The following is a 17,407-nucleotide window of genomic DNA, read 5'->3' as shown; positions in this document are numbered from 1 at the left end:
CTTCTCTTTATCTATTTTTACCAAAAGAGATTACTTCATCATTCTAATGCATTCATGGTAAAAAATCAAGCGAAATCGCGAAATGATTGATATTTTTTTATCAATTTCATTATTTCAAATATATCTGTCACTCACAGCGTCTAAATCGTTTAAGTTTTAAAATCACACGTACCACACCGCTTCATTCGTCGCTGAAATGGCATCCGTACCCGCCTCAAAGGCCGCCATCACATCTTTTTTGTCAGACAGCAGTCCCCCGGCGATCAGCGGAATATCGGTGTACTCGCGCATGATCTTAAGAATCTTCGGCATCACCCCCGGCATGATCTCGACTGCATCCGGTCGGAACATTTCGATCTGTTTTTTCAATGTATCGAGTGCGATCGAATCCACAACAAAGGTTCTCTGGATCGCATAAAGTCCCATCTCCTTCGCGCGCTCCACCAGTGTATTTTTTGTGCTGATAATACCGTCCGCCCGCGTATTGTGGGCGATAAAATCGACCGCCACCCTCTTGGTGCTCAGTCCCTGGATCATATCCACGTGGACGATCGCCACCTTCCCGGCGTCCTTGATGCGCGCTACAATCTGATCAATATCACAGATCGTGCCAAACAGCACAAATACTACCTTACATTCAGATTTAAGACTTTTTTCCAGCCCTTCCCAGCTCTTAATCGCTGCGATTATCGGAGATTCCTCCAGTAATTCAAGCATTGTCATTCTATGCTTCCTCTTCTCTCATAGTCTTGAGTATTTCTCCCATCTCTTTCAGCCCTGTGAAAATCGCATCCGGCACGACATCCGCCTTCGGTACATCCTCCAGCTTCGTCTCGCCGGTCAGCACCAGGATTCCGTGTGCCCCATTTACCACGCCGGTTTTCACATCCGTGTAGATCCGGTCGCCGACAAACGACATTGCCTCGCGCTTTGCCCCGGTCATCTCCAGAACCATATCCACGGTCTCCTTGAATGGTTTTCCGACATACTTCGGCTCCTTTCCGGTCGATAAGGAGATTGCCGCGCACATTGCGCCGCAGTCCGGGATAAAACCATCCTTCGTCGGGCAGTTGATATCCAGATGCGTTGCCAGGAACACAGCGCCGTTGCGGATATACGTGCAGGCACGCTCCAGCTTCTCATAGGTCAATGTCATATCAAAGCCAATCACGACCACATCCGGCATCTCCCCTGTCAGAAGAATGCCATTTTCACGGAAATTCTCCTCCAGATCCGGCGTTCCCACCAGATAGACTTTCTTTTCAGGATAATACTCTTTCAGATACTGAATCATCACATCCCCGGATGTAATGATCTGATTCCTTTTAATATAACACCCCATTTTTGCCAGTTTGTCAATATATGTTTTCGGAGATTTCGACGAATTATTCGTAAAAAATACATATCTCTTCCCTGCTTTCTTCACTTCCTCCAGGAAATCCAACGCCCCGTCGAGCACATCCGTATCCAGATAAAACGTCCCGTCCATATCGAGGACAAACAGTTCTGTCTCCTTTAAAATTTCACGTTTTTCCATGCCTCTCTCCTTGTAATTTATCTCTGTAAATATGTACCTGTAAAAAAGATTTTCTTCAAAACAACTTTATCCAATCCTGCCCAAATATGCAAGCAGGTTTTTCATATATTTCAATTTCAAAAATGGGAAGCTGCACAAACTTTTTCTATGAGTCTGTACAACCTCCCATCTCTCATCATGTACTCTATGTCGGGGCTGTCGGTGTCGCCTTCACGGTGTTACTGTTCACACACGTGTGCCCAGCAACGGGATTTTGCCGATGCTGCGCATTCCAAATCGGCAAAATCTGCTGCCAAAACTGTATCGTACGGAATTTTCAGTTCAGAAAATTCCTACCTGTGAACAGTTACTTCACGATTCCTTACGCCCGCTCTACATTCTTGCTCGCCACAACTGCAATCCCAGTTCCAGCGCAGTCATCAATGATCACATCCCCGATATGCACCGGAGCAGCCACCTTCACGGCGCGGATCTCCTTCATGCAATCAAAGATTTTGCCCTTCGGGATATCCGAAGCCGTCTTGACCGCTGTTCTCTCGATCGTGCCGCCCTCGACGCGTACCGTTGAGGTAACGATTCTCGTCGGATTGGTTACCTCTTTCTTTGCATACGCCTCGCCGCGCGGGCATGTATTTCCTTCTACCTTGATCTCGTCATTTCCCATCGTCACAGTGAGCTGACAGCCCAGCGGACATCCGATACAGGTCAGTTCTCTTACTTCCATCACTCATCCACCTCCGTGCAAATGGTTATTTCTTTCAGATCCGGATATTTCTCCAGACTTTCCTTCGTCAGGATTACCTGCTCCATCTCACCCGGTGCCAGCACGCGTTTTTTGCGGCTGCTCACACGCTCTCCGTCAAAATAAACGGAAATGCTGCGGTTTTTATAAACATCTGCCACACGGAAACGAACCGTCAGCTTGTCTGCCATCGCCTCGGTATCGATCGACTGCGGTACCGTGTAGCGGACGCCATTTTCTGCCTTGAGTGTCACGCTGTGACCTTTCTTCGTCTCGCCGGATTTCACATATTTCGCTGCGTTCTGTCCTGCCAGCGCTGCCTCCTCGGATACATAGTCAACCAGATCATGTACATGAAGCACGTTGCCGCAGGCAAATACACCCTCGATGCCTGTTTCCAGACGGTCATTGACCATTGGGCCGGAGGTAACCGGGTTCATCGCCACGCCCATATTTCTCGTCAGCTCATTCTCCGGAATCAGACCACAGGATAACAGAAGCGTATCACAGTCATAGTGCTCTTCGGTACCCGGAATCGGTTTGCGGTCCGGTCCGACCTGTGCCAGCGTAATGCCTTTCACGCGCTCTTTTCCCTCGATATTCACAACCGTATGGCTTAACTTCAACGGAATATCAAAGTCATTTAAGCACTGTACGATATTTCTCTTCAGACCGCCCGAATACGGCATCAGCTCCGCTACAACCTTAACCTTTGCGCCCTCCAGTGTCATACGTCTCGCCATGATCAGTCCGATATCGCCGGAACCGAGGATGACAACCTCTTTACCGACCATATGTCCCTCGATGTTCATGAGACGCTGTGCCGTACCAGCAGTGTAGATACCTGCCGGACGATACCCCGGAATGTTCAGGGCGCCTCTCGGACGTTCGCGGCATCCCATCGCCAGGATAATCGCTTTTGCCTTGATGAGCTCCAGTCCCTCGCTGCGGCTTACGACTGTGATCTCTTTGTCTTTATTGATATCCAGTACCATGCTGTTTAAGCGGTACGGAATTTCCAGCTTTTTCACTTCTTCCTCATAACGTGCCGCATACTCCGGTCCGGTCAGTTCTTCTTTAAAGGTATGAAGACCAAAACCATTGTGGATACACTGATTTAAGATACCGCCCAGCACGCTGTCGCGCTCCAGAATCAGAATATCCTCTGCGCCGCTTTTCTTTGCCGCTGCTGCCGCTGCCAGTCCAGCCGGACCTCCGCCGATAATTACAATGTCACGCTGAATCATGGTTATGCCTCCTCACCTTTTATCATTTCGGAACCTTTGCGGTTTTTGCAGATCTCTGTGATCGGGATTCCCGTCTCACGGGAGAGAATTTCCATCGCTCTCGGAGTGCAGAAGCCTGCCTGACACCGTCCCATACCCTGACGGACGCGCCGTTTGATGCCATCCATCGAGCGTGCGCCGAGTGTACGGGTGATCGCATCCACGATCTCCCCCTCGCTGATTGTCTCGCAGCGGCAGACGATTGCGCCGTATGCCGGGTTCTTGCGGATCAGTTCTGCGCGTTCTTCCGTATTTAAACGTGCTGCTTTCACGATGCCCTTGCGGATCGGATTGAAATTCGGATTCTTGCCAAATCCAGCTTTTTCCTCGATCATCCCAGCCAGATATTCACCGATCGCCGGTGCGCAGGAAAGTCCCGGAGACTCGATTCCGGCTGCATCAAAGAAGCCCGGTGCGTCCTCCGCCTCACCGATGATGAAATCATCGCCGTCCTCATGGGCACGCAGGCCGGAGAAGGAAGTGATGACCTGACGGAACGGAATGTTGTTGACACTCTTGGCTGCCTTCTCACATGCCTCTGCCAGTCCCTCGGCGGTCGTGTAGGTTCCGTCCTTATCTTCCTGATCCACCGCGGTCGGTCCGACTAAGAGATTTCCGTGAATCGTCGGGCTGACGAGGATTCCCTTGCCATACTTGCCCGGAAGCTGGAAGACAGTCGCTGATACGTGGTTGCCTGCCTCTTTATCGAGCAGGCAGTACTCGCCGCGGCGCGGCACAATGTGAAGCTTCTTTTCCGAAACCATGTTGTGGATCTCGTCAGAATACACGCCGGCTGCGTTCACGACATATTTTGTCTCGAAGACACCGTTGTTGGTTATCACACGGTATCCTTCTGTCGTTTTTTCAACTTTTTCTGCTTTTGTGTTGAATACAAATTCAACGCCGTTATCACAGGCATTCTCTGCCAGCGCGATCGTCAGACCAAATGGACATACGATGCCGCCAGTCGGTGCATAGAGCGCTGCCACAACCTCCCCGCTGACGTTCGGCTCCATCTTGCGGACCTCATCGCCGGTCAGAATGGAAATATCCGGCACACCGTTTGCCACGCCTCTCTCATAGAGTGCCTGCAGCGCCGGGAGGTCCTCCTGCGCGAAGCAGAGTACCAGGGAGGAATTCCGCTTGAAATCAAAATCGAGTTCTTTGGATAAATCTCCCATCATGGCGTTGCCTTTTACATTGAGCTTTGCTTTTAAAGAACCTGTCTTTGCGTCATAGCCCGCATGGACGATAGCACTGTTTGCCTTCGATGTGCCGGAGCAGACATCCTCTTCTTTTTCCAGAAGCACGGTGCGGCACTCATATTTCGAAAGCGCTCTGGCGATGCTGCTGCCGATGACGCCACCTCCGATAATCACTACGTCGTATGTATTTCCGTTCATACTGTGATCCTCCATTATTTATACTAAATGTTTTCTTGCTCTCGTTTCAACTATCCTGTTTGTTTAGACAATTCATCCTATTTCTGCTGCATTTCGTGCGTAAGCCCATCTGAACCCTTTAGCTGCTACAGCTCCTCTGCAAACCGGATCTCCTCCATCGCCTGAATATCGCTCAGAAGTGTTTTTCGAAGCGACTTGTCCTGCACTTCCACCGACATCGTCGCGGAGGGACCCTCGCCCTTTAACTTATTCTTGGCAATATCAAAAGACACGATTTTCACATTCTTAGAACGCATGGTATCCATGAACGCCCCAACACACCGGCTGCTGGTAAATTCCAGATAGAAATCGAACACCTTTGCATGCTCATGAATCATTGTATCCACACGTGTCAGGAGCTTCAAGGTAACCGCAATCAGAATCAGACCGTAAACCGCACCGTCCACAAATCCGATACCGGCTGCCAGTCCTTCACAGGCGCAGACCCAGAGACACGCCGCTGTAGTCAATCCACGCACCTGATTACGCCCGGTTACCATGATCGTGCCAACCCCTAAAAATCCGACACCGCTGATAACCTGCGCGCCCATCCGCGCCATGTCCGCTTTTGCAGATGGAAATGTCCGGAACATATATTCACTCGTCAACATGACAAGCGCTGAACCCAGGCAGACCAGCACATGCGTCTTGATGCCCGCACCGCGCCGTTTCAGGCCACGGTCAATTCCAATGAACATTCCCACCGCCAGCGAAAACAGCAGGCGAATCCAGATGCCGACCGCTGTCCAGGTCGCCGCCGTCTCCACAATCCATTTCCAAACTGCCATTTTTTCTCCCTCTGCAAGCCCGTAAAGCTTCTAGAACACAGCTCTTTTTCGCTCCACAAGACTCTTCCATGACCGATACCGGTATCTTTTATGGAACAAAAAAGAGCAGAAAGCATCCGTATTTCTACGTTTGCCTTTCTGCTCTTAATCTCACAGGCTTTATTATATCCAATTTATTAACGTTTTGTCAATCTGTTTCTATGCTGCGCCGTACAGAAGATCCGGTACACATGTAATTAAGAACGGGCAGAAGGTCAGAAGCAGAAGAACAACCAGAAGGGACACGATAAATGGCCATACTTCCTTCAGGAACTCACTGATCGGACATCCCGTGATACCACAGGTCGTGAACATCATCGAACCGAACGGAGGTGTAATACCACCGATCATGATGTTAACGATCGCTACCAGTCCAAAGTGGTAATCATTGATTCCAAGCTGTCTTGCAACCGGAAGCAGCAGAGGTGTAATAATCATCAGCGCCGCGCCGCCTTCCAGGAACATACCCATAATCAGAAGAATTACGTTGCATGCCATAAGGAACAGCCACTTGTTGGTTGTCAGGCTTAACATACCAGTTGCCACGACTCTCGGCAGGTTAATCCAGGTCATGTAGTAACCGAATACATTCGCTGCAACCATGATCAGGACAACGCTGGAAGTACCGGCGATACTGTCAAGCAGGATCGGAACCAGATGCTCTTTCAGGGATAGTTTCTTGTAAACGAAACGTCCGATAATAATACAGTAAAGAACGGCTACCGCACCGCCCTCAGACGGGGTAAACATGCCAAAACGCATTCCCAGGATGATACCAAATGGGAAGAACAGACCCCAGAAAGAGGTAATACCCTGTTTCACGATCTCTTTCAGAGACGGGAATTTTTCACGGGTGGTCGGGTAGTTTCTCTTATGTGCAATAATCGAAACAACGATCATCATCGAGATTGCCATCAGAATACCCGGAATATAACCAGCCGCAAACGTACGACCCAGGGAAATCTGTGCAATCAGTGTAAAAACGATCAGGTTTACTCCCGGCGGAATAACCGGTGTAGCAGCCGAGGAAGCCGCTGTGATCGCTGCGGAGAACGCCTTGGAGTAACCTCTCTTCTCCATCTCCGGAACCAGCATCTTGGACTGCATCGCACAATCTGCGTTGGCCGAACCGGAGCATCCGCCCATCAGCATACTAAGTACTACGTTTACCTGTGCCAGACCGCCTTTCATATGACCGGTCAGCACTTCCGCGAAATCCATCATCTTGTCACTGATGCCGCCGTAGTTCATGACGGAACCAGCCATAACGAAAAATGGAATCGCTAACATCGAGAACGACTGTGTAGAGGTCATAACCTTCTGTAAGATCAGCCAGTTTTTACTGGTTGTATCAATAAATGTAAAATAAAAGAAGGTTGAACCAAACAGTGCATATACAATCGGCATTCCCAGGAAATAGAGAATAAATACCATAAAAATCGGAACGAGTTCAATTAATTCGAGTCCCATCAGTTATTTCCCCCTTTCCCTTTAAATACCTTGATAATATCCTTAACCAAAAAGTAAATACAGAAAATCAGTGAAAGCCCAAATCCGATCGGAACCGCGCCGGAAATATACCAGCTCGGAACACGCAGCGTATTCGTCAGCTTATCCATCGTGTTCATCACATACTGGACGCTTGTTCTGGTCAGCATAATCAGAGTAACAAGCTCCAGAAGATCCATAATAACCTTAACAACTTTTCTTATCTTCTCCGGAAGAATGTTGATCAGGATGTCTACGCCCAGATGTGCGTGCTTACGGTACGCATATGCGCTTCCAATAAAGACGGTCCAGACGAAGAGCCCCGTAGCGACCTCTTCCGACCAATACAACGGTCTTTTCAGGAAATAGCGCATAAGGACGTTTGCGTTTACAACGATTGTACAGAGTGTCAGTGTCACGCAGGTAATAATTGCATCCAGGTTTACCAGCACCGACCCCAGTGTGATTTTTTTCTTTTCCATAGTCTATCCTCATGCATTCATAATGGCAGTCAGTTTTGCATAACCGACGACTGTTCTGTCATACAGCCATCTTTCCAGCAGTTGTAACTGTTCAGTACCTTCACAGTCACGCGCAAAAATCCATTAAAAATTGCCTACGGCAATGGGATTTTTGCCTGCTGGCCCATGTTTTCGTACGGTCAGCGCAGTAAATGCGCAGACCTACTGAACAGTTACCAGCAGTTTCATATTTCCGGCACTATACGTTTGTCGGAAGTCTGCCCGGACCTCAGACAATCTTCTTTGTTCTGACAGCCCGGGCAGATATACTTTCTTCTCCGCAGCGGTTCTGATAACCGTTACGTTTTACCATTTCATAATTGCTTTAAAATACTGTATTTGTTCGGAACAATCTACATTATTCGTTCTTTGCACGGTAGTCATTCAGGAAATCAACCAGTTTCTGATGAAGTTCCGGATCTGCGCCGTACTCGTCTACGATCCAGTCATAAACCGGAGCACAAGCCTCTGTGAATGCGTCAATATCTACATCGTTCCACTCAACGCCTTTGTCTTTCAGGAACTCGATCATGGAAGCTTCGTCGTTCTCAGCATTTTCCTGCTCCCACTTACCAGCTTCTACACAGCACTCATCCAGGATGTTTCTCCATTTTTCCGGGATGGACTGATATACGTCCTCAGCCATGAATAACCAACGGGTTGCGATGAAGTGGTTCGTGTTTGCAACTTTCTTGGTGTACTCATAAGCACCTGTATCCTTCAGGGTGGAGATGGAACCTCGAAACCATCAACAACACCACTGGACATAGCAGATAAGCACTCCGTAAAGCTCATTGCAGACGGGGTAGCACCCAGACAGGTAATCGTCTTAACAAACAGCGGAGACTCGGTCGAACGCATGATCAGACCATTTAAGTCAGCCGGTTTCTCAACTACCTTGTTCGTACATACGCTTCTGAATCCGAACGAATAATGTGTATCCAGAACGTGGATGTTGTGCTCGCTTGCCAGTTTTGCATTCAGATCTTTTACAATATCAGAATCCATCACTGCATTGTACTCTGCATTGTTCTTGTAAAGCATCGGTCCAACTAATACGTTGTAATCGCCGATGTAATCAGCAAAGTAGGACGGCTCCTCCAGACCCATCCAGACAGCGCCGTTGTGTGCCTGTGCTACAGACTCCGCGTAGCAGTCAAGCTGGTTCTGTCCGTAATACTCCAGAGTGATATGACCATCGGTCTTCTCTTTTACCAGGTCTGCCAGATATTCGCTGGCTTTGTAGTTCCACTCTGCCGGCTGAAATACGTTGGAAAACTTGATGGTGATGTAGTAATCATCTGCAGATGCCTCGTCACCTGCTGCCGTTCCTGCGTCTGCTGCCTTTGTGTCAGTCTTTGTGTCAGTCTTTGCGCCGCTGCCGCCGCAGGCCGCCAGGCTCATCGCCATCGTCGCTGCCAGTACTACTGATAATACTTTTCTCATACGTTTTCTCTCCTTCTTCTTAACCTCCCCCAGTCATCTTTCTGACCGGTTCATCAACAGTTTCTACTACTTTCTAAATAAATTACCATTTCAGCATTTAGGCAAAAAAATAGCACCATTTTTAAAAAACAGTCTTTTCCAGCTGTTTCTAACCATGGCGCATCTCTTCGTCTCTGCTTTTGGTCCTTTATTCATCTTTTACCTAATTTTAACACTTATTTTACGATTAGGCAAGCTATTTTGTCGAAATTATATAATTTTTTCTCGATTTTAGTCGATTTTTGTGTGATATTTTTGTAACAATCTTGTTTATTTTTTATCAACATTACAGATTTAACAGATCCAGTTGCGGAAACAGGGAAGAAACAGTATACTACTTCTTAAGATATTTTCTATGCTTCTATATACTGTTTTTATATAGGTGATGATTGATTTTTTATATGAAAGGGCTTACCATGATTTACTATAAGATAGAAATGCACCACAACGAAAAAACCTTCGAATCCCTGTCCCGGATGCAGTACGATCTCTTCTGCGCTTCCAACCGGATCACGCGGACAATTTTAAGCATCCTGTTCATCGCCGGAGGTATCATCAATCTAAGCGAGTGGTGGGGCATCCTCTTAGCCGCCTACGGCTGCTATCTGACGACCAGCACCTACAGCTCCGCCAACCACACCGCCCACAAGCTCGCCGAACAGATCAAAAAAAGCGGCATGCCGTTCCCGGCGTCCCGCTATGAATTCCGTGAAAATCATCTGGAAGTCTATTCTCTTCCGAAAAACACCCGCGAAAGCACACTGGCTTACAATGAATTTGAAAAGCTGGGTGAGGACCGCGATTATTTCTATCTGTTCCGCGATTCCTACGGCGGGTATATGGTGCCGAAAAAGGGGATTGACGCAAGCGCGGGGTCCCGTTCAAATTCGGATGAGAGCCAGAATTTGAAAGCAATTGGCGCGTTTCGGGAATTTTTGGAAAATAAGAGTGGGAAACGGATTTACAGGAAGACGATTCCGCTGGTTCGGGTGATGCAGGCGTTGAAGAAGAAAAGATAGGTCGATAGATATAAACTATAAAATAGTTCAACAACTATAAAAAGCCACGATTTGAACTCTTTGATTCAGATCGTGGCTTTCTCAAAAACCTGCTGTTCTATTCTGTTTTTCTGCCAAAAATCTTCTGCAGTTCCTAGAATCAGCCTTACCGCGTGGTGCTCAAACGTTTTTGCAACACTTGTGGCTAAAAAATATCAATGCAGTTATTTTCTTCTATCTCTGCGCCACCTTATGCGGATTCAGAATATTCTTCGGATCAAACACTTTCTTGATTCCGTTCATCAGATCCAGGTTCTTCTCCGGCAGGGATTCTCTTAAATACGGCTTTTTCGCATATCCGATGCCGTGCTCGCCGGACACCTGACCTTCGAGTTCATGGGCTTTCTGATAGATCTTCTCCATTGCAGCAGACATCCGTTTTTCCCACTCTTCATCACTCAAATCGTCTTTCAGGATGTACGCGTGCAGATTTCCGTCGCCCGCATGACCGAAGCTCTTGATACGGATATCAATCTCATTGTGGAGATCGTGCAGATACGTTACCATCTCATTGACGCGACTTCTCGGAACAACCATATCGACCTCATCCATGTAAGTCGTGGATCCCTTGATTGCCTCCAGGAAAGCGCCTCTGGCTTTCCAGATGGATTCCTCACGCTCCTGGGTATCGGAAATCAGCACGTCCAGTGCGCCCTGTTCCAGGCAGAGTTTGGCCACCTTGTCATACGCTTCTTCGATCTCCTGGGTGGAATTACCATCAAATTTCAAAAGCAGATACGCATCCGACTGTTTATCCGGGAACGCTTTTCCTAAATACTCCTCGGCGTCTTCAATCACTTCCCGCTGCATGAACTCGATCGCGGTCGGGATCGTCTTAGATTTGATGATAACCGGGACGGTGTCGATCGCCTGTTTCAGTGTTGGGAACGGAATCAGAAGGCTGATGACACGCTTCGGAAGCGGCAGAAGCTTTAAGATCGCCTTGGTAATAAAGCCAAGAGTTCCCTCGGAACCAATAATCAGATCTTTCAAGTCATAGCCTGAACTATTCTTTACGACTTTGCCTCCAAACTGAGTGATCGTGCCATCCGGCAGAACCACTTCCAGCCCCATGACATAGTCTCTCGTCACACCGTATTTGACCGCACGCATACCGCCCGCATTCGTGCTGATGTTGCCGCCGATGGTCGCTGATTTCTCACCCGGATCCGGCGGGTAGAAGAAATCGTGATCTTCTACATAGGCGGACAATTCCATCAAAAGGACGCCCGGTTCCACCGTGACCGTCAGGTTTTCCTCGTCCAATTCGAGAATCTGGTTCATCAGGGTGGTATCGATCATGATGCCATGTTCCATCGGAACCGAAGAACCAACCAGACCCGTTCCGGCGCCCCTCGGTGTCACCGGAATCGTATTTTCGTATGCATATTTCATGATCGCCGCGATCTCTTCGGCTGATTTTGCCTTTACCACCACATCCGGATAACTGCTGGTGCCGCTCAGCTCATCGTGGCTGTACTCTTCATTGATATTTTCACCTACGAGGACACGCTCGTCATCCTGAATTGTGTTTTTTATATATAAAATATCATCTTTATCTATTTTCTTGTAATTTCCCATGATATCCTGCTCTCCTTCCTGTGAATCTTTATCTTCCCATCTCAATCTTCTCAATCAGTCTCGGGAGAATCTCATAGAGATCACCAGTCAGGCAGTAATGTGCCGTCTTGAAAATCGGCGCTTTCGGATCTTTATTGATCGCGACGATCGTCTCCGCGTGATTCATGCCGGCAGTAAACTGGACCGCACCGGACACGCCGCAGGTGATGATGAGTTTTGGGCGGACCGTACGGCCACTCAGACCGATCTGGCACTTGGCATCCAGCCATCCGGCTTCCACCATTGGACGGGTGCAGGCAAGCTGACCTCCCAGCAGATCTGCCAGTTTTTCCAGCATTTTCAAATCTTCCGGCTTCTTCACGCCTCGTCCGGCTACCACCAGGACATCAGCATTTTCGATAAAGGTTTCCTTCGGCTTTTCTACGATATCCAGAACCCTCACGTGGGAAAGCAGTTTTTCCTTCTCAATTGTACAGACCACAATCTCACCGCTCTCTTTCTCGGCACGCTCCGGTGCGTTCATGATCTTATAGCGCACGGTCGCCATCTGCGGACGGTGGTTCGGGGTCTTGATGTGCGCCATGATATTGCCGCCAAAAGCCGGTCGGATCTGGGATAAATCAGTATTTTCATCCATTTCCAGGATCGTACAATCCGCGGTCAGACCTGTCTTCATACGGGCAGCCACACGCGGCGCCAGCTGTCTGCCGACCGTGGTCGCACCGACGAGAATAGACGATGGTTTTACTGTCTGGATGAAGTTTTCAAAAACAGCCGTGTACGGCTCGATCTGGAAACGTGCCAGTTCCGGTGCATCATAGACGAATACTTTATCTACATTATAATGAAGCAGTTCGTGTGCAGCCGCTTCGATTCCATTTCCCATAAACAGGGCGTAAACCGGATGTCCCGTTACCTTGGAAAGTTCTCTCGCTTTTCCAAGAAGTTCCAATGTAACCGGATGCACCTTTCCATCCACGTGATCTACGTAAACGGCAATGCCCTTCCATGCACTCTTATCGACGCTTGGTTTTACCGCGTCTTCTACATATTCAACCGCGCCCTTCGGACCTTTTCTCACGCAGAGACGGCACATTTTACAGGCGGCGCTGATCGTCACCTTTCCGTCCTTTTCTTCCATCGCCCCGAACGGACAGAGCTTGATAAGTTCCTGATTATCCGGGATTTTGTCCTGATGTATGATTAACTCAGCCATGCTTCCACCTCCTACACGAATTTCATATCCACGATCTTCTGATACAGCCGGTCTGCCAGCTCTTCGCCGCTTCCGTCCCACATTTCCTTTTTGTCATTGACAGCCGGTGGAAAAATGCGCTGAACCTGCGTCGGGGAACCATTGAGTCCATAGTGCATCGCGTCTTTATCGTCCATATCCGCCAGGGAAAGAATCCGGATTTCACGGTCTTTCGTGTTCATTTTCCGGACATACGAAGGAAGTCTTGGCTGAAAAATGTCCTTGTCAACGGCTAAGAGACACGGAAACTGCACTTTCGCCACCTCGACCTCTTCCGGCAGATCCATGCTGACGGTGATGCCGTCCTCATCAATCTGATTGATCTTGACAACATCTGCCACACTCGGGATATTCAGCCACTCGGAGATCTCCGGACCAACCTGCGCGGTGTCGCCGTCCGTTGTCTGTTTGCCGCAGAGGATCAGGTCAAAATCGCCGCAGCTCTTGATGCCCTGCGCAAGTGTATAGCTGGTCGCCAGTACATCCGCACCGCCAAATTTGCGATCCGATAAAAGCGTTCCGCCGTCCGCGCCCATCGCAAATGCCTCGCGGATCACCTGCTGCGCCTGCGGCGGTCCCATGGAAATGACGTGAACACTTCCGCCCACTTCTTCCCGGATCCGGAACGCCGTCTCCAGCGCGTACAGATCGTATGGGTTCATCTTCGAAGCCGCGCCGTCTCGTTTCAGCACGCCGGTAACCGGATCGACTTCTACTTTATTGCTTTCCGGTACCTGTTTGATACAGACAAGAATCTTCATTCTGTTTCCTCCTTCATATGGATGCTTTGTAAAAATCTTTAAATGATGGATGCTCTTCAGGTCCTCACAAATTTTAAAGAATTTTTAATCCGCATATTGGTTCTACCAATTTATTGAAAAGAAAAAGAATTTTGGTAGAACCAATTTTCTTTATTCGTTAGTATAGTGGGCTGCGTTCTGGTTGTCAACGATTGTTTATCTTTTCACATAGAATGTGTTTTTTCATTTTTTTCCAAAATTTCATCTATCATCCGGAAATGCCGGTCCAGTGCATCCTTCCCCGCTGCATTATCTTTGTTCCGCAGCGCTTCCGCAATCTGCCGGTGACAGAGATTCAGTGCTTCTTTCGCCTCTTTTGTCCGCAGAATTTCCGCGCGCATATTCCGGATGAAGGTATCGATCACGCCGGAACACGCCTCTAAAATATTGAGCAGCAGCACATTTCCCGACGCCAGCGCCAGTGTAAAATGGATCTGTTTGTCAATCCGGGCGTTTTCCTGCTCGTCCATGCTCCGGTCAAGACGCTTTACCAGTTCTTCCAGCGCGTCCATCTGGCTCTCCGACGCATGTTCAACCGCCAGGGCAAACGCCTGCTGTTCCAGCGCATAGCGGATCTGGCTGATCTGCTGATAATTAATCTGGGACATAGCAAACATCATCCCCATCGTCTCCGCAATGCTTTTCTGAAATTCACAAGTGATGTAATTCCCCGAGCCCTGCTGGGAGGAAATCACTCCCGTCATATCCATGATCCGCAGCGCTTCCCGGACGGAATTGCGGCTGACTTCCAGCATCTGCGCAATCTCCCGCTCCGGAGGAAGCTTCTCCCCCGGACGCAGCTCGCCCGCCATGATGCGGTTCTTGAAATATTCGATGACGCCTTTGTAGGCTTTTTCCTGTTTTTCCATAGACGCTGCATTCCTTTCACTTTGTCTTTATCATATCATATATAAAAATCCGGATTGAACCGAAAAGATTCTTTTTACAGAAAACTCTCCAATCTCGTCTCCTGCCAGCTTATAATCTCCTGCTCCAATTTACAGTTGTGCTCCAGCATATACCGCAATATTCCCGCATAGCTGCTGCCCTGTTTTATCATTGCTTCCGCCTTCGCCCGATCGGGTGCTTCCAATGGCTTCGCATATGTCTGAAACCGCTGCAATTCCTGCACACCCATCGCGCACAGCTGAAACGGCAGTCCCGTCTTTCGGATCAGATGCCCCGCGATCGCCAGACCGTCTGGATCGAGATCTCCAAAATGATACCAGGAAAGTCCCGGATTTTCTCTGGCGATCCGCTGCAAAAGCGCCTGTTTCGTGCGGGTATGGTAACCGCTCAGAAACAGATAAAATATATGTTCCCGCTCCAGCCGGTGAAACGAGGTCAGATTTTCCACCGTCATCAGCGCCGCATCCCGGATCTGGATGCTTTTTGCCTTCTGGAATGTCTCAAACGGGATCGACATCGGCAGATCGTGATAAATCCGAAGTTCACGTCCGTCTTCAAGGCAGATCCGCGCATCCCCTTTCAGATAGATATACGCCGGATTGGAATAAATGTAAAATTCCTCCAGAAGCGCCGTCTGCCGCTCCCGTTCTTCTTCCAGCTCCGCAAGCGGTTCATCATACCGCCCCGTGTGCTCCAAAATTCCACACACCTTTTTCCGGTATATCTTTTCCCACTGTTTACTGTCATGCAGAACTGCCTCTGACATTTCCCGCTCCAGCGTAGTTCTCTGCTTTTCCTGATTTTCTTTTAAAAATTGCACCAGATTCCAGATAGCTTCTGCCTCGGTTATCTCTTTTTCTACCTTCTTTTCATCCAGCTTTCTCGCACGGCTGTTTTTCAGTGTCTGAAGCTTTTGTTTTCCATATGCCTCCAATAAATCGCATTGGCAGAAGCGATGATAAACCTCTTCCAGCCGTTTTTTTAGAATATTCTTTTCTGTCCGGTTCAGGCAGGCATAGTAATCTTCCCAGCGTTCCGGGACAGCACAGATCTGACGGAGAATACCCGTATTCGGAGGAACTACATGAATAAGTCCCTCCGATTCCATCTGACGGATCAGTCGTTCAAATTCTTTTTCCTGGAAAAGCTGTTCCGGCGGGAGAAAATCTTTGTTGTAGCCCTTGAAAATATCGGATGGTTTGACCGAAAACACTTGTTTTACCTTGTTTTCACCGACGTAGGTGACGCTTTTTTCATATTGATCCAGCAATTTACTTAAAAGCTGTTCTTTCCACTCTTTCCGATCCGCCATTTTTTCTCCTCGTTTCCTATGCCTGCTTCACCAATCCTTCTACCGCATTCGTATACCGTCCTGTCACGATCAGGCTGACGGTTGAATCGATGAACTGACCGATACTGTTGATCTTCTCCGGCGGGGCTGCATAGAATACCTGGAAGTGATTTTCTTCGAAATAACGGACCATCTGCTCGATCCGCTCTCTCGACAATGCCGAGAATGCCTCGTCGATGAATGCCAGACGGGCGCAGCAGGTGTTTGCCGGGTAGCACTGCAAAAGACTCGCCGCCAGAATGATGAAATACGGGGTCTGCTTCTCGCCGTTGCTGGCGGAACCCTGTTTTTTTGATAACTCTGCCGTGATCTCGGTCTGTCCCTGACGGCTGCTGATCTCCATATCGTAAGAGAAATATCTCCTGTAATCCGTGTATTCCCACTCATCTTCTTCCGCCAGAATGATACTCATAAACTCCTGAATATCATTCTCCATCTCCTCGTCGTCGCGCGCCGAATTCATATAGACCTGCGGGGAACTCATATATTTTTCCAGACGCCTGCAGATGCGGAAGAAGAGAGCGCGGTCTGGCTTTTCTTTCATCACAAACTTGTAGGTATCGTTGCCAAACGGCATATGGCGCAGTTCGCGGTTGATCGCGTCCATCTCACGTTTTGCCTCGCGAACATTCTCGTCAATCTCCGCCACGAAATCGTTCATAAACGCGCTCTCCAGCCGTCCTGCCTGCTCCTGCAGCTTCTGCTGGGCTTCCTCCACCTTGACGTGCGCCAAGTTCCGGTATTCTTCCCGATACCACGGGATGTAACCGATGCCGCGCTTTCCGACGTCGATTCCCGCCAGGCGGCAATACGCCAGCTGTGCGTCCTCCAGCTGGCGCTCCCGCTCTGCCAGCATATTTTTGCTCTTGTCGATGGAAAGCTGTGTCGTCACGCGGATCGTGCCGCGCTTCTCGCTTTCGCGGTTATATTCCTCCAGCATCACCTCTTTGAGTTCCATGTTGACAAGGCATTTTTCCTCATATGCCTTCTGGCATAAATAGATATCCGTGCTGATACGGCCCAGTGTTCCTTCGCAGCCCTTTAAATCATTCTTACAGCCGCCGAGCTCACTCTGGTTCTGGTTCACACTCTCATTTGCCTCGCGTGCCAGCCGTCCCGCCGTCT

General features: G+C 48.9%; 15 protein-coding genes and 1 pseudogene. 1 reads left to right on the top strand and 15 read right to left on the bottom strand.

What is annotated here, in order from left to right; genetic code table 11:
• Positions 1-162: 162 nt before the first annotated feature.
• The 9 genes and pseudogenes from DWZ16_RS01285 to dctP all read right to left on the bottom strand — a co-directional run bounded on the left by DWZ16_RS01285 (position 163) and on the right by dctP (position 9,247).
• The gene (locus DWZ16_RS01285) at positions 163-723 is read right to left on the bottom strand and encodes a glycerol-3-phosphate responsive antiterminator (RefSeq protein WP_107000135.1); all 561 of its coding nucleotides are present in this window, start codon (positions 721-723) and stop codon (positions 163-165) included.
• 1 nt (position 724) lies between these two features.
• Positions 725-1,537: an HAD-IIA family hydrolase gene (locus tag DWZ16_RS01280; protein ID WP_117796436.1), complete on the bottom strand. Its 813-nt coding sequence runs from the start codon at positions 1,535-1,537 to the stop codon at positions 725-727.
• Between the two features lie 361 nt (positions 1,538-1,898).
• The gene (locus DWZ16_RS01275) at positions 1,899-2,261 is read right to left on the bottom strand and encodes a DUF1667 domain-containing protein (protein ID WP_117796435.1); all 363 of its coding nucleotides are present in this window, start codon (positions 2,259-2,261) and stop codon (positions 1,899-1,901) included.
• A complete protein-coding gene (locus DWZ16_RS01270; protein WP_118522139.1) occupies positions 2,261-3,526 on the bottom strand; it encodes an NAD(P)/FAD-dependent oxidoreductase in 1,266 nt (421 codons plus the stop codon). The genes DWZ16_RS01275 and DWZ16_RS01270 overlap by 1 nt, the downstream gene beginning before the upstream one ends.
• Before the next feature lie 2 nt (positions 3,527-3,528).
• A complete protein-coding gene (locus DWZ16_RS01265) occupies positions 3,529-4,968 on the bottom strand; it encodes an NAD(P)/FAD-dependent oxidoreductase (RefSeq protein WP_117796434.1) in 1,440 nt (479 codons plus the stop codon).
• Positions 4,969-5,093: 125 nt separating this feature from the next.
• Entirely contained in the window at positions 5,094-5,795 is a 702-nt protein-coding gene (locus DWZ16_RS01260) for an MgtC/SapB family protein (protein ID WP_107000139.1), read from the bottom strand.
• A 198-nt stretch (positions 5,796-5,993) separates the two neighbouring features.
• On the bottom strand, positions 5,994-7,304 hold the full coding sequence (locus tag DWZ16_RS01255; RefSeq protein ID WP_181357154.1) for a TRAP transporter large permease: 1,311 nt from the start codon (positions 7,302-7,304) through the stop codon (positions 5,994-5,996).
• A complete protein-coding gene (locus DWZ16_RS01250; protein WP_107000140.1) occupies positions 7,304-7,804 on the bottom strand; it encodes a TRAP transporter small permease in 501 nt (166 codons plus the stop codon). The genes DWZ16_RS01255 and DWZ16_RS01250 overlap by 1 nt, the downstream gene beginning before the upstream one ends.
• Before the next feature lie 397 nt (positions 7,805-8,201).
• A pseudogene (gene dctP, locus DWZ16_RS01240) lies at positions 8,202-9,247 on the bottom strand (TRAP transporter substrate-binding protein DctP).
• Between the two features lie 497 nt (positions 9,248-9,744).
• Between dctP and DWZ16_RS01235 the strand changes: the two are divergent.
• Positions 9,745-10,347 carry a YcxB family protein gene (locus DWZ16_RS01235; protein WP_182427276.1) on the top strand — a complete coding sequence of 201 codons (603 nt, stop codon included), beginning with the start codon at positions 9,745-9,747 and terminating at the stop codon, positions 10,345-10,347.
• 213 nt (positions 10,348-10,560) lie between these two features.
• Here DWZ16_RS01235 and DWZ16_RS01230 read toward each other — a convergent pair whose 3' ends face one another.
• From DWZ16_RS01230 to DWZ16_RS01205, 6 genes are all read right to left on the bottom strand, one after another.
• Positions 10,561-11,967, bottom strand: coding sequence for an FAD-binding oxidoreductase (locus tag DWZ16_RS01230; RefSeq protein WP_107000143.1), 1,407 nt, complete (start codon positions 11,965-11,967; stop codon positions 10,561-10,563).
• A gap of 28 nt (positions 11,968-11,995) precedes the next feature.
• Complete coding sequence (locus DWZ16_RS01225; protein WP_118491963.1) at positions 11,996-13,183, bottom strand: electron transfer flavoprotein subunit alpha; 1,188 nt, start codon at positions 13,181-13,183, stop codon at positions 11,996-11,998.
• 11 nt (positions 13,184-13,194) lie between these two features.
• Positions 13,195-13,983, bottom strand: a complete 789-nt coding sequence (locus DWZ16_RS01220) for an electron transfer flavoprotein subunit beta/FixA family protein (protein WP_022359830.1) — start codon at positions 13,981-13,983, stop codon at positions 13,195-13,197.
• Positions 13,984-14,186: 203 nt separating this feature from the next.
• Entirely contained in the window at positions 14,187-14,891 is a 705-nt protein-coding gene (locus DWZ16_RS01215; protein ID WP_118522137.1) for a FadR/GntR family transcriptional regulator, read from the bottom strand.
• 74 nt (positions 14,892-14,965) lie between these two features.
• Positions 14,966-16,243: a Wadjet anti-phage system protein JetD domain-containing protein gene (locus DWZ16_RS01210; RefSeq protein WP_118522136.1), complete on the bottom strand. Its 1,278-nt coding sequence runs from the start codon at positions 16,241-16,243 to the stop codon at positions 14,966-14,968.
• 16 nt (positions 16,244-16,259) lie between these two features.
• The gene (locus tag DWZ16_RS01205) at positions 16,260-17,369 is read right to left on the bottom strand and encodes an SbcC/MukB-like Walker B domain-containing protein (RefSeq protein WP_118522135.1); all 1,110 of its coding nucleotides are present in this window, start codon (positions 17,367-17,369) and stop codon (positions 16,260-16,262) included.
• Between the last annotated feature and the right edge of the window lie 38 nt (positions 17,370-17,407).

Source organism: Clostridium sp. AF29-8BH (assembly GCF_003478145.1).
Lineage (GTDB): Bacteria > Bacillota > Clostridia > Lachnospirales > Lachnospiraceae > Otoolea > Otoolea fessa.
Note: the sequence above shows the minus strand (reverse complement) of the source record. Positions and strands in the feature narration are given on the sequence as shown.

Coding starts and splice junctions, on each gene's coding strand:
- DWZ16_RS01270 (WP_118522139.1), bottom strand. CDS start 3,526: ATGATTCAGCGTGACATTGTAATTATCGGCGGAGGTCCGGCTGGACTG.
- DWZ16_RS01280 (WP_117796436.1), bottom strand. CDS start 1,537: ATGGAAAAACGTGAAATTTTAAAGGAGACAGAACTGTTTGTCCTCGAT.
- DWZ16_RS01230 (WP_107000143.1), bottom strand. CDS start 11,967: ATGGGAAATTACAAGAAAATAGATAAAGATGATATTTTATATATAAAA.
- DWZ16_RS01260 (WP_107000139.1), bottom strand. CDS start 5,795: ATGGCAGTTTGGAAATGGATTGTGGAGACGGCGGCGACCTGGACAGCG.
- DWZ16_RS01225 (WP_118491963.1), bottom strand. CDS start 13,183: ATGGCTGAGTTAATCATACATCAGGACAAAATCCCGGATAATCAGGAA.
- DWZ16_RS01265 (WP_117796434.1), bottom strand. CDS start 4,968: ATGAACGGAAATACATACGACGTAGTGATTATCGGAGGTGGCGTCATC.
- DWZ16_RS01220 (WP_022359830.1), bottom strand. CDS start 13,983: ATGAAGATTCTTGTCTGTATCAAACAGGTACCGGAAAGCAATAAAGTA.
- DWZ16_RS01210 (WP_118522136.1), bottom strand. CDS start 16,243: ATGGCGGATCGGAAAGAGTGGAAAGAACAGCTTTTAAGTAAATTGCTG.
- DWZ16_RS01275 (WP_117796435.1), bottom strand. CDS start 2,261: ATGGAAGTAAGAGAACTGACCTGTATCGGATGTCCGCTGGGCTGTCAG.
- DWZ16_RS01250 (WP_107000140.1), bottom strand. CDS start 7,804: ATGGAAAAGAAAAAAATCACACTGGGGTCGGTGCTGGTAAACCTGGAT.
- DWZ16_RS01285 (WP_107000135.1), bottom strand. CDS start 723: ATGACAATGCTTGAATTACTGGAGGAATCTCCGATAATCGCAGCGATT.
- DWZ16_RS01215 (WP_118522137.1), bottom strand. CDS start 14,891: ATGGAAAAACAGGAAAAAGCCTACAAAGGCGTCATCGAATATTTCAAG.
- DWZ16_RS01255 (WP_181357154.1), bottom strand. CDS start 7,304: ATGGGACTCGAATTAATTGAACTCGTTCCGATTTTTATGGTATTTATT.
- DWZ16_RS01235 (WP_182427276.1), top strand. CDS start 9,745: ATGATTTACTATAAGATAGAAATGCACCACAACGAAAAAACCTTCGAA.